At 53.2% G+C, this 24,794-nt stretch carries 19 protein-coding genes and 3 tRNA genes (1 of these 22 running past the window's edge); 11 read left to right on the plus strand and 11 right to left on the minus strand.

Annotation, left to right across the window (positions count from 1 at the left end; translation table 11 throughout):
* From INF86_RS20680 to INF86_RS20690, 3 genes are all read left to right on the plus strand, one after another.
* Positions 1-18: transfer RNA gene (locus INF86_RS20680), tRNA-Ala, on the plus strand; it begins 113 nt to the left of the window's first position.
* 41 nt (positions 19-59) lie between these two features.
* Positions 60-135: transfer RNA gene (locus INF86_RS20685), tRNA-Ala, on the plus strand.
* 210 nt (positions 136-345) lie between these two features.
* Complete coding sequence (locus INF86_RS20690; protein ID WP_193543893.1) at positions 346-2,535, plus strand: EAL domain-containing protein; 2,190 nt, start codon at positions 346-348, stop codon at positions 2,533-2,535.
* Between the two features lie 45 nt (positions 2,536-2,580).
* On the opposite strand, the gene nupC is transcribed toward INF86_RS20690, so the two are convergent.
* Positions 2,581-3,768 carry a nucleoside permease NupC gene (nupC, locus tag INF86_RS20695; protein WP_022648934.1) on the minus strand — a complete coding sequence of 396 codons (1,188 nt, stop codon included), beginning with the start codon at positions 3,766-3,768 and terminating at the stop codon, positions 2,581-2,583.
* Between the two features lie 345 nt (positions 3,769-4,113).
* Between nupC and INF86_RS20700 the strand changes: the two genes are divergently transcribed.
* Complete coding sequence (locus INF86_RS20700; RefSeq protein ID WP_023300656.1) at positions 4,114-5,352, plus strand: Nramp family divalent metal transporter; 1,239 nt, start codon at positions 4,114-4,116, stop codon at positions 5,350-5,352.
* A 33-nt stretch (positions 5,353-5,385) separates the two neighbouring features.
* Here INF86_RS20700 and ypeC read toward each other — a convergent pair whose 3' ends face one another.
* Positions 5,386-5,733, minus strand: coding sequence for a DUF2502 domain-containing protein YpeC (ypeC, locus tag INF86_RS20705; protein ID WP_022648932.1), 348 nt, complete (start codon positions 5,731-5,733; stop codon positions 5,386-5,388).
* A 127-nt stretch (positions 5,734-5,860) separates the two neighbouring features.
* Positions 5,861-6,859, minus strand: coding sequence for an L-glyceraldehyde 3-phosphate reductase (gene mgrA / locus INF86_RS20710; RefSeq protein ID WP_193543894.1), 999 nt, complete (start codon positions 6,857-6,859; stop codon positions 5,861-5,863).
* Positions 6,860-7,045: 186 nt separating this feature from the next.
* Here mgrA and ipdC point away from each other — a divergent pair, with 186 nt between their 5' ends.
* The gene (ipdC, locus tag INF86_RS20715) at positions 7,046-8,704 is read left to right on the plus strand and encodes an indolepyruvate decarboxylase (RefSeq protein ID WP_193543895.1); all 1,659 of its coding nucleotides are present in this window, start codon (positions 7,046-7,048) and stop codon (positions 8,702-8,704) included.
* On the opposite strand, the gene INF86_RS20720 is transcribed toward ipdC, so the two are convergent.
* Entirely contained in the window at positions 8,705-9,940 is a 1,236-nt protein-coding gene (locus INF86_RS20720; protein ID WP_038416469.1) for an ion channel protein, read from the minus strand.
* Positions 9,941-10,145: 205 nt separating this feature from the next.
* On the opposite strand from INF86_RS20720, the gene glk reads away from it, so the two are divergent.
* Entirely contained in the window at positions 10,146-11,111 is a 966-nt protein-coding gene (gene glk, locus INF86_RS20725) for a glucokinase (protein ID WP_022648928.1), read from the plus strand.
* A 35-nt stretch (positions 11,112-11,146) separates the two neighbouring features.
* On the opposite strand, the gene INF86_RS20730 is transcribed toward glk, so the two are convergent.
* Together INF86_RS20730 and INF86_RS20735 are read right to left on the minus strand one after the other, a co-directional pair.
* Positions 11,147-11,878 carry a LytTR family DNA-binding domain-containing protein gene (locus INF86_RS20730; RefSeq protein ID WP_032622329.1) on the minus strand — a complete coding sequence of 244 codons (732 nt, stop codon included), beginning with the start codon at positions 11,876-11,878 and terminating at the stop codon, positions 11,147-11,149.
* A gap of 13 nt (positions 11,879-11,891) precedes the next feature.
* Positions 11,892-13,589 (minus strand): sensor histidine kinase, encoded by a 1,698-nt coding sequence (locus tag INF86_RS20735; protein ID WP_022648926.1) that lies wholly within the window; start codon positions 13,587-13,589, stop codon positions 11,892-11,894.
* Positions 13,590-13,975: 386 nt separating this feature from the next.
* Between INF86_RS20735 and alaC the strand changes: the two genes are divergently transcribed.
* Positions 13,976-15,211 (plus strand): alanine transaminase, encoded by a 1,236-nt coding sequence (alaC, locus tag INF86_RS20740; RefSeq protein ID WP_023300650.1) that lies wholly within the window; start codon positions 13,976-13,978, stop codon positions 15,209-15,211.
* 57 nt (positions 15,212-15,268) lie between these two features.
* Here the strand turns inward: alaC and ypdK are convergent, their stop codons facing one another.
* The 4 genes from ypdK to INF86_RS20760 form a co-directional block, all read right to left on the minus strand.
* Positions 15,269-15,340, minus strand: coding sequence for a membrane protein YpdK (gene ypdK, locus INF86_RS22670; RefSeq protein WP_099458937.1), 72 nt, complete (start codon positions 15,338-15,340; stop codon positions 15,269-15,271).
* Positions 15,341-15,699: 359 nt separating this feature from the next.
* A complete protein-coding gene (gene lpxP, locus INF86_RS20750) occupies positions 15,700-16,620 on the minus strand; it encodes a kdo(2)-lipid IV(A) palmitoleoyltransferase (protein ID WP_193543905.1) in 921 nt (306 codons plus the stop codon).
* A 248-nt stretch (positions 16,621-16,868) separates the two neighbouring features.
* Positions 16,869-16,940: transfer RNA gene (locus tag INF86_RS20755), tRNA-Arg, on the minus strand.
* Between the two features lie 75 nt (positions 16,941-17,015).
* Positions 17,016-17,945 carry a formate/nitrite transporter family protein gene (locus INF86_RS20760; RefSeq protein WP_022648872.1) on the minus strand — a complete coding sequence of 310 codons (930 nt, stop codon included), beginning with the start codon at positions 17,943-17,945 and terminating at the stop codon, positions 17,016-17,018.
* 314 nt (positions 17,946-18,259) lie between these two features.
* Between INF86_RS20760 and mlaA the strand changes: the two genes are divergently transcribed.
* Complete coding sequence (gene mlaA / locus INF86_RS20765; protein ID WP_022648871.1) at positions 18,260-19,012, plus strand: phospholipid-binding lipoprotein MlaA; 753 nt, start codon at positions 18,260-18,262, stop codon at positions 19,010-19,012.
* A 44-nt stretch (positions 19,013-19,056) separates the two neighbouring features.
* On the opposite strand, the gene fadL is transcribed toward mlaA, so the two are convergent.
* Positions 19,057-20,340 carry a long-chain fatty acid transporter FadL gene (gene fadL / locus INF86_RS20770; RefSeq protein WP_022648870.1) on the minus strand — a complete coding sequence of 428 codons (1,284 nt, stop codon included), beginning with the start codon at positions 20,338-20,340 and terminating at the stop codon, positions 19,057-19,059.
* A gap of 372 nt (positions 20,341-20,712) precedes the next feature.
* On the opposite strand from fadL, the gene INF86_RS20775 reads away from it, so the two are divergent.
* The 3 genes from INF86_RS20775 to fadJ all read left to right on the plus strand — a co-directional run bounded on the left by INF86_RS20775 (position 20,713) and on the right by fadJ (position 24,692).
* Complete coding sequence (locus INF86_RS20775) at positions 20,713-20,997, plus strand: YfcZ/YiiS family protein (protein ID WP_022648869.1); 285 nt, start codon at positions 20,713-20,715, stop codon at positions 20,995-20,997.
* A gap of 237 nt (positions 20,998-21,234) precedes the next feature.
* Positions 21,235-22,545, plus strand: coding sequence for an acetyl-CoA C-acyltransferase FadI (gene fadI / locus INF86_RS20780; protein WP_023300649.1), 1,311 nt, complete (start codon positions 21,235-21,237; stop codon positions 22,543-22,545).
* Positions 22,545-24,692, plus strand: coding sequence for a fatty acid oxidation complex subunit alpha FadJ (gene fadJ, locus INF86_RS20785; RefSeq protein WP_193543896.1), 2,148 nt, complete (start codon positions 22,545-22,547; stop codon positions 24,690-24,692). Before fadI ends, fadJ begins: the two co-directional genes overlap by 1 nt.
* The last annotated feature ends 102 nt before the right edge of the window (positions 24,693-24,794 follow it).

The following is a 24,794-nucleotide window of genomic DNA, read 5'->3' on the forward strand; positions in this document are numbered from 1 at the left end:
TCCCGCTTAGCTCCACCAAACTCTGAACCCAACAGAGTACGGTAGGTAAAGTAACATGTGGGGCTATAGCTCAGCTGGGAGAGCGCCTGCCTTGCACGCAGGAGGTCTGCGGTTCGATCCCGCATAGCTCCACCAAAATTTAAACCCTCGTCGTCAGACGGGGGTTTTTTATATCTTGTAAAATATTTAGACTGTTTTTGTTGCAATTAACGTCATTTTCTATACCTCACCTCAATCCAAATCAATAAATAAGTCCATAAATAGACCTAAACTTGATTCGTCCAATTAATAAACCTATTATCGATCCGGTCAATAAGACGATGGTTAAATAGATTACCCGGATTAATGAATAGAAAAATTTACAATAATGTAAAAATATTTATGATTGCCCTGGCGCTAAGCCTGATTGCGATCCCCTTTTCCCGTTATATCTCTCCGCGCGCTATCGTTAACGAAAATGATGTTTATTTAGCGTGGCTGCCCTTAAGCGCCATGCTCGCCATCGTGTTGTTATTTGGACGACGGGCAATCATTCCTTTGTTGCTAAGTTTTAGTGTTACTAATGCTTATTACTTTGATTTAGCCCCGCTACAATCTATCGTTTTATTATGTTGTCAGACGTTTTCCGTCTTCGCCGCCTGTGGCGTTATCCGTTTGATGCTGGGCAAGCGCTGGCGCCACAGCATGCCGAATAAGTACATTGGTATACGTATTTTATGGCTCGGATTTATGGTGCCTGTGGGCATCAAATTATCGATGTATCTGGCGGGGTATTTATTTGATTTCCCGGTAACAATCTCCTCCTATTTCGGCGAAGGCTCTGCAATTTATAACGTTATCGATATTCAGAGTCTGATTTGCGCCGCCCTGATTTTCACCATGATGTTCTATTATCCATTAAGAATGATTATTAATCCTCGCTATGCCCGAACATTCTGGCGGCGAAGCGTGAAGCCCCTCTTTTGCAACAAAAAAGCGTTATTTATCGTTGTGTGGCTGATGCTGTTGGTCTCAATGATCGCTATTTTATGCGCGCCTTTTGAGTCGCAGTTTATTGCGGGTTATTTGATGCCGACCGTTTTCATTCTTTTTACCCTGGGTATTGGTCGTTTGAGCTATGCGCTCATCTCTTTATTCTGGGCAGCCTCAGCGCTCATGTTGTTGACCTATAATTATAATTTTCTCAATGGCGTTGAATCGGGCCACTCGCTCTCCTTTATTCTGTCGGTACTCATCTCTTTCGCTATCTGCCTGCTTTACATGTCGCAGATCTATCAGAAAAGTGAATGGCTGAAACAGGGGTGGCAGGAGAGGGCGCTTACCGATCCGCTCACCGGTCTGCCTAACATTCGTGCGCTGGAAGTTTTTCTACAGCATCATCCTGAGGCCAAAGTCTGCTGCTTGCGTCTGGATAATCTGGAATTCCTGAGCCGTCACTACGGCATCCTCATGCGCGTGCACTGTAAAAAGATGATCACCGCGTCGCTGCAGCCGTTATTGCAAAAAGACGAGAAGCTCTTCCAGTTACCAGGCAGTGAACTGATGTTGGTCTTGCTGGGACCGGGCACGGCTGAACGTCTGCAATTTATGGTTGACCATCTGAACAGCCGTAAAATTATCTGGAACAAGACTGAGCTCGACATTGAGTTTGGTGCCTCCTGGGGGGAAGTGCCAAATGGAGAAAGCGTGCATCACACGCTGGGTCAGTTGAGCTGGCTGTCCGAGCAGTCCTGTTCCGGGCATAACGTCCTTGCGTTAACCAACAGTCTGGATGATGTTTCTGGTCATACGACTGACAGGGTGCTAATGCTGGCCCGTATAAAACGCGCCCTTGATATCGGTGGTCTCCATCTTTACGCGCAGCCAATTCACAACGCGCGGGGAGAAGGGTACTTTGAAATCCTTTCGCGTCTTGAAAGTGATGGTGAGATCATCACCCCTGACCGCTTTATTCCGCTGATTGCTCAGTTCAACCTGAGCCACCGATTCGACCTGAACGTGGTGGAAAAATTGCTGATGTGGATGCGCAGTCATCCATCCGGACGGGCCGGAACGCGGTTCTCCGTTAATCTGATGCCGCTGACGCTGATGCAGAACGAGATTGCAACTGAGATCATCGCGCTTTTTGAACGCTACGCCGTTGCACCGCAAGATATCGTCATTGAGATCACCGAGGAACAGGCTTTCTCTGACTCGGGAAGCAGCATCAACAATATCCAGCAGCTGCGGGATTATGGCTTCCGCATTGCTATCGATGACTTTGGTACCGGCTATGCCAACTTTGAGCGCCTGAAGCGACTGGAGGCCGATATCATTAAGATCGATGGCTGCTTCGTGAAAGATATCTGCACCGACAGCATGGATGCGATGATCGTGCAGTCCATTTGCAACATGGCAAAAACGAAATCGCTTTGTGTGGTGGCTGAATATGTGGAATCGGCTGAACAACGCGAGATGTTGCTGCGATACGGCGTTGATTATTTGCAGGGCTATTTGATTGGTAAACCACTGCCCCTGACGGCGCTGGAGACATAAAAAAACCGGGAGCGATGGCTCCCGGTTTTCATTGAGCGATATGGATTACAGCACCAATGCTGCGATAGAGGCAGACAGGACGCTCACCAGCGTTGAACCGTAAACCAGCTTCAGGCCAAAGCGAGAAACGACGTTACCTTGCTCTTCGTTCAGGCCTTTAATCGCACCAGCGATAATACCGATGGAAGAGAAGTTCGCGAAGGAGACCAGGAAGACGGACAGGATCCCTTCCGCACGCGGGGAGAGCGTGCTGGCAATCTTCTGAAGATCCATCATCGCCACGAATTCATTGGATACCAGTTTCGTTGCCATGATACTGCCCACCTGCAACGCTTCGTGAGCGGGCACACCCATTACCCAGGCGACCGGGTAGAAGATATAGCCCAGAATACCCTGGAACGAAATACCAAGTACGGCCGCAAACAGGGCGTTCAGCGCAGCGATCAGTGCGATAAAGCCAATCAGCATCGCGGCAACGATAATCGCAACCTTGAAACCCGCCAGAATGTATTCACCCAGCATTTCGAAGAAGCTCTGTCCCTCGTGCAGGTTTGACATCTGAATGTTCTCTTCGCTGGCATCCACGCGGTACGGGTTAATCAGCGAAAGAACAATAAAGGTGCTGAACATATTCAGAACCAGCGCTGCAACCACGTATTTAGGTTCCAGCATAGTCATATACGCGCCCACGATAGACATGGAAACGGTAGACATTGCTGTCGCCGCCATGGTGTACATGCGGTTACGGGACATCTTGCCGAGGATATCTTTATACGCAATGAAGTTCTCAGACTGACCCAGGATCAGCGAGCTGACTGCGTTAAAGGATTCCAGCTTGCCCATGCCATTAACTTTCGATAACAGGAAGCCGATTGCACGGATAACCACCGGCAGAACACGAATGTGCTGGAGGATCCCGATCAGGGCAGAGATGAAGACGATAGGGCAGAGCACTTTCAGGAAGAAGAAGGCCAAACCCTGATCGTTCATGTTGCCAAAGACAAAGTTAGTCCCGTCGTTGGCAAATCCGAGCAGTTTTTCGAACATTTCGGAGAAGCCTTTCACGAAGCCGAGGCCTACGTTGGAGTTCAGGAAGAACCACGCAAGTAAAACTTCAATGACCAGCAGCTGGACAACATAGCGAATACGAATATTTTTGCGGTCAGTGCTGACCAGCAATGCGAGTGCAGTAACGACAACGAGTGCCAGGACAAAATGAAGGACGCGGTCCATATTTGCTCCAAATATGAGGCAGGTTTAATTTCCGTGCACATTCTATGTAACAAGCACAAAGAAAACGAGATCAAGCCCACACTATAGTTACATCCTGTGACGAGTCTCAAAAATAGTGATCAACAATACATTTTTGTTATGTTAGGTAAATGAGTGAAAAGTTAAGTTTGTGTGCTACGCTTCACAAATGTCTGCGCATTTTCACATTCTGTGACCTTGCTCCACCTGCCTGTCTATTGTCCCTGGCTATCAGAGTAATCATGTTAACCATTACAAATGAACTTGATAATCATTCTCATTTTGATAGCATAAAACATAGCACAGGCTATATTTCCAGAGGCAGAAATGACGAATAGTCGCGTAGAGAGTAGCAGCGGCAGGGCGGCACGCAAGCTGCGGTTCGCATTAATGGGACCTGCATTCATTGCCGCGATTGGCTACATCGATCCGGGTAATTTTGCGACCAATATTCAGGCCGGGGCCAGTTTCGGCTATAAGCTGCTGTGGGTTGTGGTGTGGGCCAACCTGATGGCGATGCTGATTCAGATGCTTTCCGCGAAGCTGGGTATTGCCACCGGGAAAAACCTGGCGGAGCAAATCCGCGATCACTATCCGCGTCCGGCGGTATGGTTTTACTGGGTCCAGGCGGAAATTATCGCCATGGCCACCGATCTCGCCGAGTTTATCGGGGCGGCGATCGGCTTTAAGCTTATTCTGGGCGTCTCCCTGCTACAGGGCGCCGTGCTGACCGGTATCGCCACGTTCCTTATTTTGATGCTCCAGAGGCGGGGACAAAAACCGCTGGAGAAAGTCATCGGCGGCCTGCTGCTGTTCGTCGCTGCCGCCTATATTGTTGAGCTGATTTTCTCCCAGCCGAATCTGGTGCAGTTGACGAAAGGGATGGTGATCCCGTCGTTACCCACCTCTGAAGCCGTATTTCTGGCCGCCGGGGTGCTGGGGGCGACCATTATGCCGCACGTAATTTATCTGCACTCTTCTTTAACCCAAAATCTGCACGGCGGGACGAGTAAAGAGCGCTACTCCGCCTCGAAATGGGATGTGGCAATTGCGATGACCATTGCCGGATTTGTGAATCTGGCGATGATGGCGACTGCCGCCGCCGCGTTTCACTTTAACGGGCATACCGGGGTTGCCGATCTCGACCAGGCGTACCTGACGCTGGAGCCGTTGCTGAGCCATGCCGCTGCCACTATTTTTGGTTTAAGCCTGGTTGCTGCGGGACTTTCCTCTACGGTTGTGGGGACACTGGCCGGGCAGGTGGTGATGCAGGGGTTCGTACGTTTCCATATTCCACTGTGGGTTCGCCGTTCGGTAACGATGCTGCCTTCCTTTATTGTAATTCTGATGGGGCTGGATCCGACCCGCATTCTGGTGATGAGTCAGGTGCTGCTGAGTTTCGGTATTGCGCTGGCGCTGGTGCCGCTACTGATATTCACCAGCAACAAATCGCTGATGGGCGATCTGGTGAATTCGACGTGGGTGAAACGCGCCGGGTGGGCCATTGTGGTCGTGGTGGTGGCGTTAAACATGTGGTTGCTGATAGGCACAGCCGCAGGCCTGTAAAAGAAAAAGGAGCCGTGAGGCTCCTTTTAGCTGTTAATGGTGATGGCCGTGACCATGGCCTCTGCCTTTTCCGTGACCCCTGCCGCCACGGCGGTCGTCACGATCGTTCCAGCCTTCGCGGTAGCCGCGCTCGTAGGCCTTACGCTTATCCCAGCCACGGTGATAGCCGTTATCGTGTTTCCACCAGCGGTTTTTACGCCACTCATAATGTCGGTGCCAGTAGTCACGGTCGCGCCAGTAGCCACCGTCCCAGTATCTGCCGTAGTCATCACGATCGCCAATTTGTAATTTAATCGATGGCAACAGGGTGATTTCGCCCGCATTGGCGACCAGCGGGGCCGAAGCCAGTAGTACCGCTGCAAGAATCAGTGACCTGAACATACTCTTTCTCCTTCACGATCGGGGCCGCTGTGCGACCTGTTAACGCAATTTTACGAGTTGGTAAACATTCGTTTCATCGCCTCAACTCCTAAATCATGAACGAGAGCACTTTTTGCTAAAAGTGTTTTTAATCTGAACTGGACAGGATCGCTTCTATCGTCTTCAGCTCTTCTGCGGAGAAATGACGATTTTCAAGCATGCCTGCAGCATCATCAATTTGTCCGGTTTTGCTTGCGCCGATGAGCACGGATGTCACCGCATCGTGGCGCAGGATCCAGGCCAGTGCCATTTGCGAAAGCTTTTGCCCCCGTTTTTCCGCCAGCGCATTCAGCTTGCGTACCTTTTCCAGCTTTTTGTCGGTGACCTGTTCCGGATTAAGGAACTTACTGCCGCTTGCTGCGCGAGAATCTGCCGGGATGCCGTTCAGATAGCGATCGGTCAACTGTCCGCCCGCCAGGGGAGAGAAGGGGATACATCCCACCCCATTTTGCTGCAACACGTCCAGCAACCCCTCTTCAGGCGCACGTTCAAACATGGAGTACTTCGGCTGGTGGATTAGACAGGGCGTGCCCAGATCCTCCAGTATTTCAATCGCCTTCAGCGCCAGTTCCGCCGGGTAGTTGGACAGGCCGATGTACAGTGCTTTGCCCTGGCGCACCACATGGTCAAGCGCTTTCATCGTTTCACGCAGCGGCGTTTGTGGATCGGGGCGGTGATGATAGAAGATATCAACGTACTCCAGCCCCATACGCCTGAGGCTCTGGTCCAGGCTGGAAATCAGATATTTACGCGAGCCCCAGTCGCCGTAAGGCCCGTCCCACATGGTGTAGCCCGCTTTGGTGGAGATGATTAGCTCATCGCGCCAGGGCAGGAAATCCTCCTGCAGGATGCGCCCGAAGTTGCGTTCGGCTGAACCAGGAGGTGGGCCGTAATTATTAGCAAGGTCAAAATGTGTAATACCCAAATCGAAGGCGCGCTGTAAAAGTTGACGGCTGTTTTCGAGCAGCGTCGCGTCGCCAAAATTATGCCAAAGCCCCAGCGAGATGGCGGGAAGCTTGAGGCCGCTTTGTCCACAGCGGCGATATTGCATTGTCTGGTAACGATTTTTGTCAGGTTGATAACCCATGAGCGAGACCTCTGGCGCTGGAAAGAAAAATCAGTGTATGCGTTTACACTAACCTGAAGAAAATGAGCATAGCTCAGCTTTTTTCGTAAAGCATTCTTTCCAGCTCCTGATTGTCGCCAATTCTGGACACCCTTCACGCTTATTTAATACTCAGAGTGAGGTCAACGTCAGAAGGACACCTATAATATGCGTACCCCCTATTGCGTCGCCGATTACCTGCTGGACCGACTAACAGATTGCGGTGCCGATCATCTGTTTGGCGTGCCGGGCGACTATAACCTGCAGTTTCTCGACCATGTGATAGACAGCCCGGACATCTGCTGGGTGGGCTGTGCCAACGAGCTGAACGCGTCTTACGCCGCAGACGGCTATGCCCGCTGTAAGGGATTTGCCGCACTCCTGACGACTTTCGGCGTTGGGGAGTTAAGCGCCATGAACGGTGTGGCGGGCAGCTTTGCCGAACATGTCCCCGTGCTCCATATTGTGGGGGCTCCGGGTATGGCGGCGCAGCAGCGAGGAGAGTTACTGCACCACACCTTAGGCGACGGCGAGTTCCGCCATTTCTACCACATGAGCGAACCCATCACCGTTGCACAGGCGGTGCTTACCGAACAAAACGCCTGCTATGAAATTGACAGAGTCCTGACCACCATGCTGCGGGAGCGCCGTCCGGGCTACCTGATGCTGCCCGCCGATGTGGCGAAAAAAGCCGCTACGCCCCCTGTAAGCGCTCTCACTCTTAACTCCGCACCGGCCGATTCAGCCTGCATGCAAGCGTTCCGTGAGGCTGCCGAAAAGCGTTTGTCAACGAGCAAACGCACCGCGCTGTTAGCGGACTTCCTGGTGCTGCGCCACGGTTTGCGCGCGGCCCTTCAGACGTGGGTGAAAGAGGTGCCGATGGCACACGCCACCATGCTGATGGGCAAGGGCATTTTTGACGAACGACAGAGCGGTTTTTATGGCACCTACAGCGGATCGGCGAGCGCCGCGGCGGTCAAAGAGGCAATCGAGGGGGCTGATACGGTGCTGTGCATTGGCACGCGCTTTACCGATACGCTCACAGCCGGGTTTACCCACCAGCTGACGCCAGATCAGACGATAGAGGTTCAGCCCCACGCGTCCCGCGTCGGCGACGTCTGGTTTACGGGTATCTCGATGAGGGAGGCCATTGAAACGCTGACAGCGCTGTGCAAAACGCATGTACGTGATACGCGAGCGCCATCGGATCACAGCAGCTCTTCTTTCCCCACTATCGAAGGGGCGCTGACTCAGGAGAGCTTCTGGCGAACCCTGCAAACGTTTATTCGCCCCGGAGACATTATTCTGGCTGACCAGGGGACGTCTGCTTTCGGCGCTATCGATTTGCGTTTACCGGCAGACGTGAACTTTATCGTCCAGCCGCTTTGGGGATCGATCGGCTACACGCTCGCGGCGGCGTTTGGCGCGCAAACAGCGTGTCCGAACCGACGCGTGATTGTCCTGACGGGTGACGGTGCCGCGCAGTTGACCATTCAGGAGCTGGGATCGATGCTGCGCGACAAGCAGCGCCCGATTATTCTGGTGCTTAACAACGAGGGATACACGGTTGAGAGAGCCATCCACGGGCCGGAGCAGCGCTATAACGATATTGCCCTCTGGAACTGGACGCAGATCCCGCAGGCGCTGAGCCTGGCGCCAGAGGCAGAATGCTGGCGCGTCAGCGAAGCGGAAACACTGGCGGAGGTGCTGGATAAAGTAGCACACCACGAGCGACTATCGCTGATCGAGGTGATGCTGCCGAAAGCCGATATTCCGCCGCTGCTGAGCGCGCTGACCAAAGCGCTGGAGGCGCGCAATAACGCCTGATTACCTGTCGTTTCGCCATGCCATCAACATCGGTTTGCCCGCCAGCAGGAGCCAGGCGGGCAACATCACGATACAAAGGAGCGGCAGAAGCGTGGTATCCGGCACCACAACGGCCGCCATAAACAGACTCAGCCATGCATCGCGCGTTACCACCAGTACCAGCCCCAGAATGGAGCAGGAGACGGTAATCGCCGCAGGGACAGCGTCGACGTGCTCATGCAGCATCAGCCCCAGCGCGACGCCAACAAATACCGCCGGGAAGATCCGTCCTCCCCGGAAACCACAGGCTGCAGCGATCACCAGCGCCGCCAGTTTTACCAGCGCGAACAGCAGATAATCGGAGACGCTAAAGACCTGGCTGAAGGCCAGTTGCTGCATCTCGTCCAGACCCTTAAACAGCGTAACCGTCCCGCCGATAGCGCCTAAAACGCCCAGAATAAAACCGCCCATACCCAGAATCAGCACCGGATGCTTCAGCCTGTGCATCAGACGATGCAGGCGCGGAAGACACCACACTGCGATCATTCCCAGCGCAATGGCTATCGCGACGACGACGGCACCGCTGACAATATCGGTGAGTTGCATCTGGCCATAGTGGGGGATGGGGAGTGAAAAATGAGGATGGAAAAACAGGCTGGTCGTGAGGGCCCCTGCTGCGGCGGCCATCAATGGCGCAAAGAGTTTATCCCACAGCGGCACATCATTGTCGCTGCTGAGCGTTTGCGAAAAGATGAGCGCAGCCGCTATTGGGGTACCAAACAGTGCCCCGATGGTACCGGCGGAAGCCAGAATCGTCCAGTCCAGCGCGCCAACGCGCGGGAAAAGACGCGCTCCCAGAAAGACCGCCAGCGCGATATTAACCGCCATAATGGGATGTTCAGGCCCGAGGCTTACGCCGCCCGCAAGACCGATAATCAGCGCGATAACAAGCCCCGGCAGAGCAGAGGGAGATACTGGCGCACCAATCAAGGGTTCCAGTGCCGGGTCCGGCCCGGCATGGCCCGGGCTATAGCGGATCACCAGACCTACGGCAATTCCGGTCAGGGTCAGCATCATCATGATCCACCCTGGCGAGTCAGTGCTGATGCCAAGTTTAACCGGCAGCGCGGTCCATAAAATCGTTTGCAGCACTGCCGCTACTTTCATGACGACGATGAGCACCAGGCTCGACGCTACGCCAATAATTAGCGCCGGGACAGCCAATAACAGCATGGTTCTGGCTCGCGGATGGAGCATGATGATTTCCTTGTACAAAACGGCTTAACGTTACTTTGCACAATCAGCATTGTGGCAATAGTGCAAAAGGTGCTGAAACGGTAAAGTTATTATGTGACGAAGATCGATAATCCATGGGCAGTCACCTTCTGGTCGTTGTTGTTATCACGCCTTGAATTTACAGTGTCCCAAAGATTTATTCTGACTTTAGCGGAGCAGTAGAAGAATGACAAAGTATGCTTTGGTAGGTGATGTAGGCGGCACCAACGCGCGCCTTGCCCTGTGCGATGTAAACAGCGGTGAAATTTCTCAGGCGAAAACCTATTCAGGGCTGGATTACCCAAGCCTGGAAGCGGTAGTTCGCGTCTATCTTGAAGAGCATAAAGTGAGCGTTGAAGACGGTTGTATCGCCATCGCCTGTCCGATCACCGGCGACTGGGTGGCGATGACCAACCACACGTGGGCCTTTTCAATTGCCGAAATGCGGAAAAACCTCGGTTTCTCGCACCTTGAAATTATCAACGATTTCACTGCGGTTTCCATGGCTATCCCAATGCTTAAACCTGAGCATCTGATTCAGTTCGGCGGTACGGCCCCGGTTGAAGGCAAACCCATTGCTGTTTACGGCGCCGGAACCGGTCTGGGGGTGGCGCACCTGGTTCACGTCGACAAACGCTGGGTCAGCCTGCCGGGTGAGGGCGGCCACGTGGATTTTGCGCCGAACAGCGAAGAAGAGGGCATTATTCTTGAGGAGCTACGCGCCGAGATTGGTCACGTGTCGGCCGAGCGCGTGCTTTCTGGTCCGGGTCTGGTGAACCTGTATCGGGCGATTGTAAAATCAGACGGTCGTCTGCCGGAAAATCTGCAGCCTAAAGATGTGACCGAACGCGCGCTGGCCGACAGTTGTATTGACTGCCGTCGTGCTTTGTCGTTGTTCTGCGTCATTATGGGGCGTTTCGGCGGCAACCTGGCCCTGAATCTCGGCACCTTTGGCGGGGTCTATATTGCGGGCGGGATCGTGCCGCGCTTCCTCGATTTCTTTACCGCCTCCGGTTTCCGTGGTGGCTTTGAAGACAAAGGCCGCTTCAAAAGTTACGTGCAGGACATTCCGGTTTACCTGATTGTCCACGACAATCCGGGCTTGCTTGGCTCCGGGGCGCATCTGCGTCAGGTACTTGGCCAGATCCTCTGACATCCGTCTCCCTCTCCTGCGGGAGAGGGAACGCGCTACAGGTGCATGAGCTGGCGGAACGCTTTCACTCTGCTGCGGCTTACCGGCACCTGAAAATCCAGATCCTTCAGACGCAAAATATAGGTGTTATTAAACCAGGGTTCGATCTCGCGGATCTTGTTCAGGTTGACGCAGAACGAGCGGTGGCAGCGGAAGAAGTGCGCTGCCGGGAGTTTGTTGCAAAATTCGGTGATGTTCATCGCCATTACGTAGGCCTCACGCCGCGTATAGACAAACGTCATTTTTTCGTGCGCTTCAGCATAGTAAATATCGTCGACAGGCGTGACGATGATCCGTTCGTCCTTGACCAGATTAATGGTGTCGTTTTCCCGCGCTACCGGACTGGCACTGGCGGGCAGCGACTGCTGCTGCCATGCGGCTTCCAGCTTATGCAGCATGCTGATAATACGCGACTCCTGATACGGCTTGAGAATATAGTCAAACGCCTCCAGCTCGAAGGCTTCCACGGCATGCTCTTTCCACGCGGTGACAAACACAATAAACGGCTTGTGGGCGAACTGATTGATATTTTGCGCCAGCAGAACGCCGTCCAGAGACGGAATATTAATATCGAGAAAAATCGCGTCGACCCGGTTATGCTGCAAAAATTTCAGCACGTCCAGACCATCCTCAAAACAGCCAACAATCTCCATCTGGCTGTGGGTTTTGATAAGCCAGCTCAACTCCTGCTGAGCCAGAATTTCATCTTCTACGATGATGACTTTCATCTGTTACTCCGGCCTACGGCAACAAGGATATGGGGGCATTAACGGGCGTTCGTTCGTTCGGGACATAAAAAGCAATCTCGGTGCCCGGCTCAAGGCGGTGAATGTGCAGCCCGTCACCGTACAGCAGCTTGACCCGGTGGTGTACGTTCAGCAGCCCGATTTTATTTCCCGGCATTTCGTTTGATTCGACGCGCTCGATAACTTTCGGATCGATGCCGTGTCCGGTATCGCGCACGGCGATTCGCACGCGGTTACCGCTTTCCGTCACGCTAATCGTGACCACGCCTTTTCCTTTACACGGCTGAATGCCGTGAACAATAGCGTTTTCCACCAGCGGCTGGATCAGCAGGCTTGGGATCACGCAGTTGACCTCTTCATCAATATCGTAAATGACCGTCAGCTTATCGCCAAAGCGTGCCTGCTCAATCGCGATGTAATCCTTGATTTGATACAGCTCTTTTTTGATGTCGATCTGCTCGTCGTCTTTTAACTCAATGTTGTAGCGCAGATAGCGCGACAGATTAAAAATCAGCTGCCGCGCGGTATCCGGATTAAGACGAATGGAAGAGGAGATAGCGTTCAGCGCGTTAAACAGGAAATGGGGATTGATCTTGCTTTGCAGGGCACGCAGCTCTGCCTTATTTGCCATCTCGCGCAACTGCTCCGCACGCGAAACTTCGAGTTGGGTGGAGATAATCTGCGACAGGCCAATCGCCATCTCCTGGAGCGAGGAGGTGATTTGGTGCGCATGGCAGTAGTAAATTTTCAGCGTTCCCGTGACCACGCCTTTTTCCCACAGCGGGATCACCAGCATTGAGTGGATCTCTGGCGTCCGGTGGGCTTCATCATTGTTTTTAATGATGATTTTTCCGTAGTTAATCGCCTGTCTGGTGGTCGGGCTGATGGTATCGTCGCTGTCGCGATAATTGTGCTCACCGACGCCAACATAGGCCAGCACGTGGTCAATATTGGTGATGGCGACCGCATCGGCGTGAATATCCCGGCGGATGATATCGCAAACCTGACGTAAAGATTCGGTGTTAACGTGTCGGAAAAGCGGCAGCGTTTTGTTGGCAATATCCAGTGCCAGCTTCGCCTGACGCGCGGCGCTGGCCTCTTTTTCGCCTTCCACGCTTTGCACCAGCAGCACGATAAAGCCTATACAGACGCTCCCGAGGATCATCGGAATACCGATCTTCGAGACGATATCCAGCCCCAGCGCAGTGGTCGGTGCCCAGACGACGACCAGGATCATGGTCAGCGTTTCGCAGACCATCCCCGCGATAATCCCCGCACGCCAGTGCTGTTTTTTCGGGATTTTGCGGTTAATCCAGCCGGAGAGTACCCCGGCAATAATGCTGGTGATAAAGCAGGGGACTGCCGTCACGCCGCCAATATCAATCAGGTATCGATGGGTGCCGGCGATAATGCCTGTGATAATCCCGACCCAGGGACCAAAGAGGATCCCGCCTGACATTACGGCGATGATGCGCACGTTCACCAGCGAGCCTTCTACCGGCACGCCGGACCAGGTGCTGAACAGGGCAAACATCGAAAAGATAAACGTAACGGCCAGCAGCTCTTTTGGCGAGTGGGCAGATTTATGCAACAGTTCGCGAAACAAGCGGATGCGGATAAGGAAAAAGAGACAGATCAGCATTAATGCCGCGCGGTCGAACACCGCCAGGAGCATATTGAAGATTTCGTGCACGGTCAGGCCTGGGAAAACGGGAAAAATCTATGATAGAAAACATAGGGCCAGATGACCAGCTATCCATCAGATTTATCAAATGGGGAAAAACCATAATTCTCAAAGGGGATTGCTGGCTTTTGACTGAAAGTCGCTGCTTTTTCGTTTGGGGAGAAGCGTCAGGTAACGATACTGAAAATATTGTGTTAAATCGCAGCGCTTAAAACTGCCTGTTCACGATAAGAGTTCCGCTTTTCACTGCAATCGCATTCCCGTTTTAGCGCAATATATTGTTTTGCCGTTATCCCCTCGACAGCGTCTTTTTCTTCAGGTTATTTTCTAAGCATGCCACACGGGTGGCAGCGTCGCTCGGACGGTCCGGGCGCTAACGTGACTCTGAGGAATCTATGGCTGAATTCAGTCCTGAACGCCGTTTTACGCGTATCGATCGTCTCCCCCCTTATGTTTTCAATATCACTGCTGAACTGAAAATGGCTGCGCGTCGGCGCGGTGAAGACATTATCGATTTCAGTATGGGTAACCCTGACGGCCCAACGCCGCCGCATATCGTTGAGAAACTCTGCACAGTTGCCCAGCGTCCCGATACCCATGGGTATTCAACCTCACGCGGCATTCCACGCTTGCGTCGGGCTATCTCCCGCTGGTATCAGGATCGTTATCAGGTGGATATCGATCCTGAAAGCGAAGCGATTGTGACCATTGGCTCCAAAGAGGGGCTGGCCCACCTGATGCTGGCGACGCTCGATCACGGCGATACCGTCCTGGTGCCGAATCCGAGCTACCCAATTCATATTTATGGGGCGGTGATTGCTGGCGCGCAGGTGCGTTCTGTCCCACTGGTGGAAGGCGTCGACTTCTTCAACGAGCTGGAACGGGCGATTCGTGAAAGCTATCCGAAGCCGAAAATGATGATCCTCGGTTTCCCGTCCAACCCAACGGCACAATGCGTCGAACTCGAATTCTTTGAGAAAGTGGTCGCGCTGGCTAAGCGTTACGACGTGCTGGTGGTACACGATCTCGCCTATGCTGATATCGTTTATGATGGCTGGAAAGCGCCGTCAATTATGCAGGTACCGGGTGCCCGTGATGTGGCGGTTGAGTTTTTCACCCTGTCGAAAAGCTACAACATGGCGGGCTGGCGAATTGGATTTATGGTGGGAAACAAAACGCTGGTGAGCGCCCTGGCGCGTATTAAAAGTTACCATGACTATGGTACGTTTACGCCATTGCAGGTCGCGGCCATCGCGGCGCTGGAAGGGGATCAGCAGTGCGTGCTTGATATTGCCGCCCAGTACAAGCGCCGCCGTGATGTGCTGGTAAAAGGGCTTCACGAAGCGGGCTGGATGGTTGAAATGCCTAAAGCTTCCATGTACGTCTGGGCGAAAATCCCCGAGCCGTATGCGGCGATGGGATCTCTGGAATTTGCCAAAAAACTGCTTCAGGACGCGAAGGTTTGCGTTTCTCCAGGCATTGGCTTTGGTGACTACGGTGACACGCATGTGCGTTTCGCGCTGATCGAAAACAGCGACCGTATCCGTCAGGCTGTGCGGGGGATTAAAAGCATGTTCCGCGCGGATGGCCTGCTTGCAGTTAAGAGCGTCGTGGAACAACCCGAGTCGTAACGGACACCAAAAAAACAGGCGCCAACGGCGCCTGTTTTTTTGACTGCATTTTCTTAACTAGATCATCAGAGCAAACGTTCCGGCCCAAACTAAAACAATAACCGAAATGCCCATAAAGAAATATTTCACGTTTCATCGCTCCGCGTATCTTCCGGTACGCATTAAAAAAACAGAGTCCAACTGAGTATAGAGAGTTGAAATCATGCGAAAGGGGAAATCGGAATTATCCCGTTACGTCGCTAACTTCAGCTCTGAATTCTGTGCTTTCCTGTCGCCAGACGGCGCTAATGTACGCCTAAATTTCAGGAGTGACAAGAGGCATTTTTTTAAATAATTTCCGATACTTACGAGTGTCGTGGAACGGCGACAGTTTGATTTCGGTACGCAATAAATGCCTGTTGAGCGACGGTCGAAAAAAGCCGTTACGCACTGCGATTACAGGTGCTTGAAAAGGTTAGTTTCTTAGCGAAACTAACCTTCGAAAGGGGTTAGATATAAAGTGAGGCTTCGCCCAGAGGGCGGGTTTTAAAGCGGCGGTGCATCCACAGATACTGCTCAGGTGCACGCATAATCTCAAACTCAATCACCTTATTGATAAAGGTCGCGGCTTCACTCTCATCCTCAGGATAGTTCGCCGTCTCCGGTGAGATATGCAGACGATAGCCTGACTTATCCGCTTTTCTGACCATGGTCACCGTTAACATCGAGGCGCCAGAGAGACGTGAAATCACAAAGGTACCGTTCGTCGTAGCGACATCTTTAACCGCAAAGAAAGGGGCAAAGCTGCTGCCTTTAGGGCCGTAGTCCTGGTCCGGGGCAAACCAGACGGCTTCACCTTTTTTCAGGGCACCAACCATACCGCGCAGATTGTTACGGCTGATCATCGCCTTATTTGAACGCATGCGGCCCCGCGTTTGTACCCATTCCATCAGTGCGCTGTTATGCGGGCGATAGGTTGCCATCATCGGCTGACAAAGACCCATAACGCGGCCGCCCAGCTCAAGCGACATAAAATGCACACCCACAACCATCACGCCGCGTTTTTGCATCTGGGCATGTTTGAGGTTATCCAGACCTTCAACGTCAAACCATTTACGGACACGCTCGTCTGGCCAGAACCAGGCCATACCGGTTTCAAGCAGCGCCATACCGATAGATTTAAAGTTTTCAGCGATCAGCGTTTCACGCTGCTGCGCGTTGTAATGCGGAAAGCAAAGTTCAAGATTTTTTCGGGCAATGGACTCGCGACGCTTAAGAAAGTGACGCGATGCGCTGCCGAGCTTCGAACCCAGGAAGCGAATCACGGGATAAGGAAGCTGGACCAGCAGCCAAAGTACGCCAAGGCCGAACCATGTAAACCAGTAGCGCGGGTGCAGAAAAGCCCGCTGAAATTTGGATTGAGACAAAATAGTGGAACCTTTGTAAAGCCTGTGAAGGTAGCGCAGACTTCGCGATACCACGTGCCATTGAGACCGTAGGACGAGGTCATGGTTGCAGGCTTTACCGTTCTTTACGACGTTGCCTGGCCATTGCTGACTTGGGTGGGCGGCTTAATGTAGCACCGTTATACATTATGAGCTATTACTCGTTTTTGCTTAAAAAAGCGGCAATTGCAAAGCGGATTGATAAATCAGGGATTATAGGGGGAAATTAAAAGTGTCCCCTGCAGGAATCGAACCTGCAACTAGCCCTTAGGAGGGGCTCGTTATATCCATTTAACTAAGGGGACGAAGCGGCAAGAGTATAGCGTTATTTACACTTCTCGTTAAGCGCATTGCCGCCTGACTGGTCAAAGAGTCACCGTTCACGCCGATTTTTCGGCAGTTTTATCCTTTTTTTCCTGAGCCTTAAGTTCGGCCTTACGCTTGTTGGACATGTCGTTACGGATTTGCGCATGGCTCAGCAGTGCAAAGATAAAGGTTCCGCCACAAATGTTGCCTGCGAGAGTAGGCAGGGCGAACGGCCAGAAAAAGTCGCTCCAGTGGAGTGTGCCGTTAAATACCAGATAAAGGATTTCAACGGTCCCGACAACAATGTGCGTGGTATCGGCGAGTGCGATAAGCCAGGTCATCAGGATAATCACCACGATTTTCGCGCTGCCCGCTGACGGGAACATCCAGACCATAGTGGCGATGATCCAGCCGGAGATAATGGCATTAGAGAACATTTCAACCGGCGTATTTTTCATTACATCCATGCCAATCTTCACGAATGCGTCGCGGGTCGGTTCATCAAAGATTGGCATATACTCGAAGGCCCAGGCTGCAACGCCCGTACCGATCAGGTTCCCCAGCAGCACGACGCTCCAGAGGCGCATCAGTAAACCAAAATTACCAAGGGTCGGATTTTGCATGACGGGCAGTACGGCAGTGACGGTGTTCTCCGTGAAAAGCTGCTGTCGCGCCATAATGACGATAATAAAGCCGAACGTGTAGCCTAAATTCTCCAGCAAAAAACCGCCCGGCACGCCTTCCAGCTGAACGTGAAATATACCTTTGGCGAGCAGAGAGGCACCCATCGACAGACCGGCTGCGATGGCCGACCACAGCAGGGCCATTGCGTCACGCTCCATCTCCTTTTCGCCATCCTGGCGAATATGCTCATGAATGGCCATGGCACGCGACGGCAGGCGATCCTCATCGACTTCTATCTCTTCTCCCCGGTCTTTCTCCTCACTTTCAATCTCATGTTCCTCATTGTTCTCGCCAATTTTTTCTTCGTTAATATCTTTCATAACTGCTCCTTCGGGGTAATCGCTCATTTAAGCGTAGCGGCTTTTGGCGCCTTGCCCGTGGGGAAGCTCTTAAATTGCTGAAAATGGCAATAAAGGTGAGACATCTCTTTCAAAGCCAATATAAAATTGCCAGCGAAACGAATTCTTAAAGACAGGCTATGCTGAAATTAGCGTGATGACGCGAGCGGGTCGTCATTGTCCTCGTAGACATCGGTAAGCGTGCTGTTACAATCACTTGCACGTTTCAGGCGGAGCCTCACAGGCTCCGTCACAGATGGCATTCAACGATAGCCATATTGAACAGGGAGAAATATATGAAGCTTCGGCTGTCGGCGCTTGCGCTGGGCGTAACGATGCTTGTGGGCTGCGCCAGCTCTGGCGAGCAAACGGGACGCTCCGATCCTCTCGAAGGATTTAACCGTTCAATGTACAACTTTAACTATAATGTGCTGGATCCATATCTGGTTCGTCCGGTTGCCGTGGCATGGCGTGACTACGTTCCGCAGCCAGCGCGTAACGGGCTGAGCAACTTTACCAGTAACCTGGAAGAGCCAGCGGTGATGGTGAACTACTTCCTCCAGGGCGACCCGTATCAGGGGATGGTGCATTTCACCCGTTTCTTCCTGAACTCTCTGCTGGGTATGGGCGGCTTAATAGATGTCGCAGGCATGGCGAACCCGAAATTACAGCGTGAACAGCCGCATCGTTTCGGCAGCACACTGGGGCATTATGGCGTAGGTTATGGGCCGTATGTGCACCTGCCATTCTACGGCAGCTTTACCGTGCGTGATGATGGCGGCGATATGGTGGATACGCTGTATCCGGTGCTGTCATGGCTCACCTGGCCGCTGTCGATTGGTAAATGGACCGTGGAAGGGATTGAAACGCGTGCGCAACTGCTGGACTCTGACGGTCTGCTGCGTCAGTCTTCCGATCCGTACATCATGGTCCGCGAGGCCTATTTCCAGAACCATGACTTTATTGCCAACGGCGGTAAGCTGAAGCCGGAAGATAATCCGAACGCGAAAGCCATCGAGAACGAATTAAAAGATATCGATTCGGAATAAATAAAAAAGGTGAGCGATGCTCACCTTTTTCAATCGTGTTGGGATTAGAACGCGTAGTTGAAGTTGGTACCAAACAGCCAGGCTTTACCTTCAGAGGTAAACTCGTAAGGGCCTTCCTGGAAGGTCACTTTCTGTCCATGCATGTACGACACACCCGCGTCGATAGAGGCATTCTCGTTGAACGCGTAGGTTGCACCCGCACTTACCCAGAAACGGTCCTGATCCGGAATGGAGATAGAACGCTTATCTGCCGGTACCGGGCTGTCATCAAATGCCACGCCGGTACGGAACGTCCAGTTGTCATCCATATAATAGGTCGTACCAAGTGCGATACGGTAAGCATCGTGGAAGCTTTCGTCTTTATAGAACAGCGTCTGGCCGTTGCTGCCGGTGGCTTTCAGCTCCTGGAACTGGCTCCAGCTGGTATACGCGAGGCTATAGTGAATAGCCCACTGCGGCGCAACGCGGTTATAACCTGACACTTCCCACATTTCTGGCAGATGCAGTGACAGTGAACCCGGTACGGTTTGATTCGAGGTACCCCATGGAATGGTGGTGCCTGCGCCCGGTACCATACCGTTGACTGGGCTCAGGATGCCGCTTTTGTAATCGCCATCGAAGTCAATCTTCACTTCTGAGCGGTAGGTCAGACCCCAGCGGTTGTTTTTATCCAGTTCATACAGGATACCGGCGTTCCAGCCGTAACCCCACTCGTCACCTTTCAGGCTGGCAATTTTATTGCTGTTTTTCGGCAGCGCAGCAGTTTGCTCCCCGGAATAACGCTCGATTTTTGCATCAGCGTAGACAGCATCAAAGCCCAGACCAAAGCTCCAGTTATCGTTCAGACGATATGCGCCGCTCAGGTTAAGGTTCAGGGTCGTCAGGTCGGTTTTACCGCCGTATTCCCCGGCCGGGTAGTTGTTATTGAACTCCGTTGCCAGGCCATAGTTTGAGGTGACAGAGGCACCCCAACCAAACTGTTCATTGATTGGCGCAACAAAGTGCAGGTTAGGCACCCACGCCGTTGGTGCAATGTTATCCGCCTTCAGATCTGCGCCGGTATACTGAGATTTGCCAGAAATGTTGACATCAGGATCGATGTAAACCGCACCGGCAGAGAAGGTAGGGCGATCAAACATCATGATAAGCGCCGGGTTACGGCTTGCGTTGCCTGCGTCATCGGCAATCGCACCTTCCCCGGAATACGCACGGCCAAGGCCAGAGGAAGAAAATTCGTTTAACTGGAAGCCCGCTGACCAGGCGGACGTTGAGACGATTGCCACTGCAACTGCTAAAGCAGTTTGTTTGAACAGGGTTTTCTGGCTCATGACCATAACCTCATTGAGTTATTTTTATTCAATAATTGTTACATACCGTAACAGGAGCGCGAAGTGTAGGGTCTGAGGTATGACATACAAATCAGACCAGTGGCGAGAGTATAGGTCTGACCAGCTGGGATGTTGCAAGTTTGTTTATTAATATTTTCAAACATGTTTCATGAAACGAGATCTGGTTGGCAAAATTGTGACCAGTACGATTCATCCGAAAAGGTGAATTTTGTTTTAGATCATTTTTTAGTGTGATATTGCTCACTTATCCGGTTTTGCGCCATTAACGGCTGGAGGGGGCTCGTCCGGGGGCGTAAAATAGTCGCATCGTGTTTATCTCGCGCGCTGCGCGAATACAGAGGAAATTGAGCTATGAGTAAATGCAGTGCTGATGAAACCCCGGTTTGCTGCTGTATGGATGTTGGCACCATTATGGACAACACCGATTGCACCGCCTCTTACAGCCGCGTATTCCCTAACCGCGCTGAAGCGGAAGAGACGCTGGCCGCGCTGAGCAAGCGTGCGCGTGAAGTCGAATCCGATCCATGTGAAATCAAATCTACCTTCACGGAAGTGGAAGGCGGCGTACAGCTGGATATCGACTTTGTGTTCGCCTGCGAGGCAGAAACGCTGATCTTCCAGCTGGGCCTGCGTTAATTCCTGCGGTCTGGTGCCCTCACCCCAACCCTCTCCCACGGGAGAGGGCGCAAACACTAAAAACGGTAACCCACGGGTTACCGTTTTGCTTTTACCCTGGGCATTTTCTTTTTCTTCTCTGTGCCTTAGCTCGCAATTTTTCGCTTCCCCGATTGGCTCAATGTAAAAAAATAGTTAAGACTATTATCAGGTCAGACCACTTAACGTGCGCGCAAAATTTTTTTACAGGGGAGTGTTATGAGTCAGGCATTACCGCTTATCACCCGACACGGTGACCGCATTGCCATTGTCAGCGGGTTACGTACGCCGTTTGCACGTCAGGCAACCGCGTTTCACGGTATACCGGCTGTCGATCTGGGAAAAATGGTGGTGGGGGAGATGCTGGCTCGCAGCGAGATCCCGCCAGAGGTTATTGAGCAACTGGTTTTCGGCCAGGTGGTACAGATGCCGGAAGCACCCAATATCGCGCGTGAAATCGTGCTGGGTACCGGCATGAATGTTCATACCGACGCCTACAGCGTCAGCCGCGCCTGCGCCACAAGTTTCCAGGCGGTGGCGAACGTGGCGGAAAGCCTGATGGCGGGGACCATTCGCGCGGGGATCGCCGGCGGCGCGGATTCCTCCTCCGTGCTGCCCATCGGCGTCAGCAAACAGCTGGCCCGCATCCTCGTGGATGCCAACAAAGCTCGCACTACCGGTGCAAAGCTTAAACTCTTCTCGCGTTTACGCCTGCGCGACCTCATGCCCGTGCCACCTGCCGTTGCTGAATACTCCACCGGCCTGCGCATGGGCGATACAGCCGAGCAGATGGCAAAAACCTATGGTATTACCCGCGAACAGCAGGATGCGCTGGCGCATCGCTCGCATCAGCTGGCAGCGAAAGCCTGGTCGGAGGGCAAACTGACCAACGAAGTGATGACCGCCTATGTACCGCCTTACCGGGAACCGCTCGCGGAAGATAACAACATTCGCGGCACCTCAACCCTGGCAGATTACGCAAAACTGCGCCCGGCCTTTGACCGTAAACATGGCACCGTTACGGCGGCCAACAGTACGCCGCTGACGGACGGTGCCGCCGCCGTGATCCTGATGACGGAATCCCGGGCGAAAGAGCTGGGCATCACACCGCTGGGCTATTTGCGCAGCTACGCCTTTACCGCCATCGATGTCTGGCAGGACATGCTGCTCGGACCGGCCTGGTCCACGCCGCTGGCGCTGGAGCGCGCGGGGCTAACGCTCTCCGATCTCACGTTAATTGATATGCACGAAGCCTTTGCCGCACAAACGCTGGCAAACGTGCAGCTTATGGCGAGCGAACGTTTTGCCCGCGACGTGCTGGGCCGCGCACATGCCACAGGCGAAGTGGATCAAAGTAAATTCAATGTGCTGGGTGGCTCCATTGCTTACGGTCATCCGTTTGCAGCGACCGGGGCGAGAATGATCACCCAGACGTTGCACGAACTGCGTCGCCGTGGCGGCGGCTTTGGTCTCGTCACCGCCTGTGCGGCGGGCGGCCTGGGCGCAGCAATGGTTCTGGAGGCTGAATAATGGAAACGACATCTGCATTTAACCTTGCTGTTCGCCTTGATAACGTGGCCGTTATCACCATTGATGTGCCCGACGAAAAGATGAATACCCTGAAGGCGGAGTTCGGCGTTCAGGTGCGTGCGATGCTCAGACAGATCCGCGAAAACAAAGCGATACGTGGCCTGGTATTTATCTCGGCAAAGCCGGATAACTTTATTGCCGGGGCCGATATCAACATGATTGCCCGGGCGACAAGCGCTCAGGAAGCAGAAGATCTGGCGCGTCAGGGGCAGCAAGTGATGGCGGAGATCCATGCGCTGTCGATACCCGTTGTCGCTGCGATCCACGGGGCTTGCCTGGGCGGCGGGCTTGAGCTGGCGCTGGCCTGCCACAGTCGCATCTGTACCGACGATGCGAAAACCGTACTCGGACTGCCTGAAGTACAGCTTGGATTGCTGCCCGGTTCAGGTGGCACGCAGCGCTTGCCGCGGCTGGTGGGCGTCAGTACTGCGCTGGAGATGATTTTAACCGGTAAACAGCTGCGCGCCCGTCAGGCGTTAAAGGCGGGTCTGGTTGATGAGGTCGTTCCGCACGCAATCTTGCTTGAGGCTGCCGTTGAGCGGGCGCTGAAAGGTCGTCAGGCGAAACGCCCCCTGCCGGTGCGTGAGCGTATCCTCGCCGGGCCGCTGGGGCGCACGCTGCTGTTTAATATGGTGGGTAAAAAAACCGAGCAAAAAACCAGAGGGAACTATCCGGCAGCGACGCGCATTCTGAAGGTGATTGAAACCGGTTTATCGCAGGGCAGCAGCAGCGGTTATGCCGCGGAAGCGAAAGCGTTTGGCGAGCTGGCGATGACGCCGCAGTCGCAGGCGTTGCGCGGCATTTTCTTTGCCAGCACGGAGGTTAAAAAAGATCCGGGCAGTGAAGCTGAACCGGCTCCGCTGCGCGCCGTTGGGGTTCTGGGTGGTGGGCTGATGGGCGGCGGCATCGCGTTTGTCACCGCCAGCAAAGGCAAATTGCCCGTACGTATCAAAGATATCAATCCTAAGGGCATCAACCACGCGTTGCAGTACAGCTGGCAGAACCTTGATCGCAAAGTGAAACGCCGCCATATCAAGGCCAGCGATCGCGATAAAACCCTCGCGATGATCACTGGCGCCACCGACTACAGTGGGTTTGCACACCGCGATCTGGTGATTGAAGCCGTGTTCGAAGATCTGGCCCTTAAGCAGCAGATGGTAGCGGACGTTGAACAGCATTGCGCGCCGCACACCATTTTCGCGTCAAACACCTCGTCTTTGCCGATCGGCGACATCGCGGCGAAAGCCATGCGCCCGGAGCAGGTGATAGGGCTGCACTATTTCAGTCCTGTCGAAAAAATGCCGCTGGTGGAGGTTATCCCTCATGCCACAACCAGCCCGCAAACTATTGCCACCGTGGTGAAGCTGGCGAAAAAACAGGGCAAAACTCCTGTTGTGGTCGCGGACAAAGCCGGCTTCTACGTCAACCGCATTCTGGCGCCGTATATTAACGAAGCGATGCGGTTGCTGGCGGAAGGGGAGAAAATTGAGCACGTCGATGACGCCCTGGTGAAGTTTGGTTTCCCCGTCGGCCCAATCCAACTTTTGGATGAGGTAGGAATTGATACGGGGACTAAAATTATCCCTGTGCTGGAAGCGGCTTATGGCGATCGTTTTGCGCCGCCTGCAAACTTTGTTTCCGCAATTTTGAAGGACGATCGCAAAGGCAGAAAAAATGAACGCGGTTTCTATCTTTACGCCGCGAAAGGGCGTAAAAGCAAGAAACAGGTCGACCCTTCGGTTTATGCGCTTATTCCTGTCACGGGTCAGGGAAAACTGTCGGCGGTTCAGTGTGCTGAGCGCTGCGTGATGATGATGCTCAATGAAGCGGCGCGCTGCTTTGGTGAGCAGGTGATCAAAAGCGCGCGCGACGGCGACATCGGTGCCGTGTTTGGTATCGGTTTTCCGCCATTCCTTGGCGGCCCGTTCCGGTATATGGATACCCTCGGGGCGGGTGAAGTGGTTGCGATCCTGCAACGTCTGGCCTCGCAATACGGTCCACGGTTTACACCTTGTGACGAATTATTGCAGATGGCGGAACGGGGTCAGACATTCTGGCCCGCAAGGGAAACTGATTGCGTAAACTGAAGTCAAAGAAGGGTAAATCCTGAGGTGATGGAACCTGTTTTGGCGAAATTGTAAACAGAGATTGACTATACTTACGCCATTGAGGTAAAAAACAGCGTTTCA

The organism is Enterobacter cloacae complex sp. I1M (assembly GCF_014982425.1).
GTDB lineage: Bacteria > Pseudomonadota > Gammaproteobacteria > Enterobacterales > Enterobacteriaceae > Enterobacter > Enterobacter intestinihominis.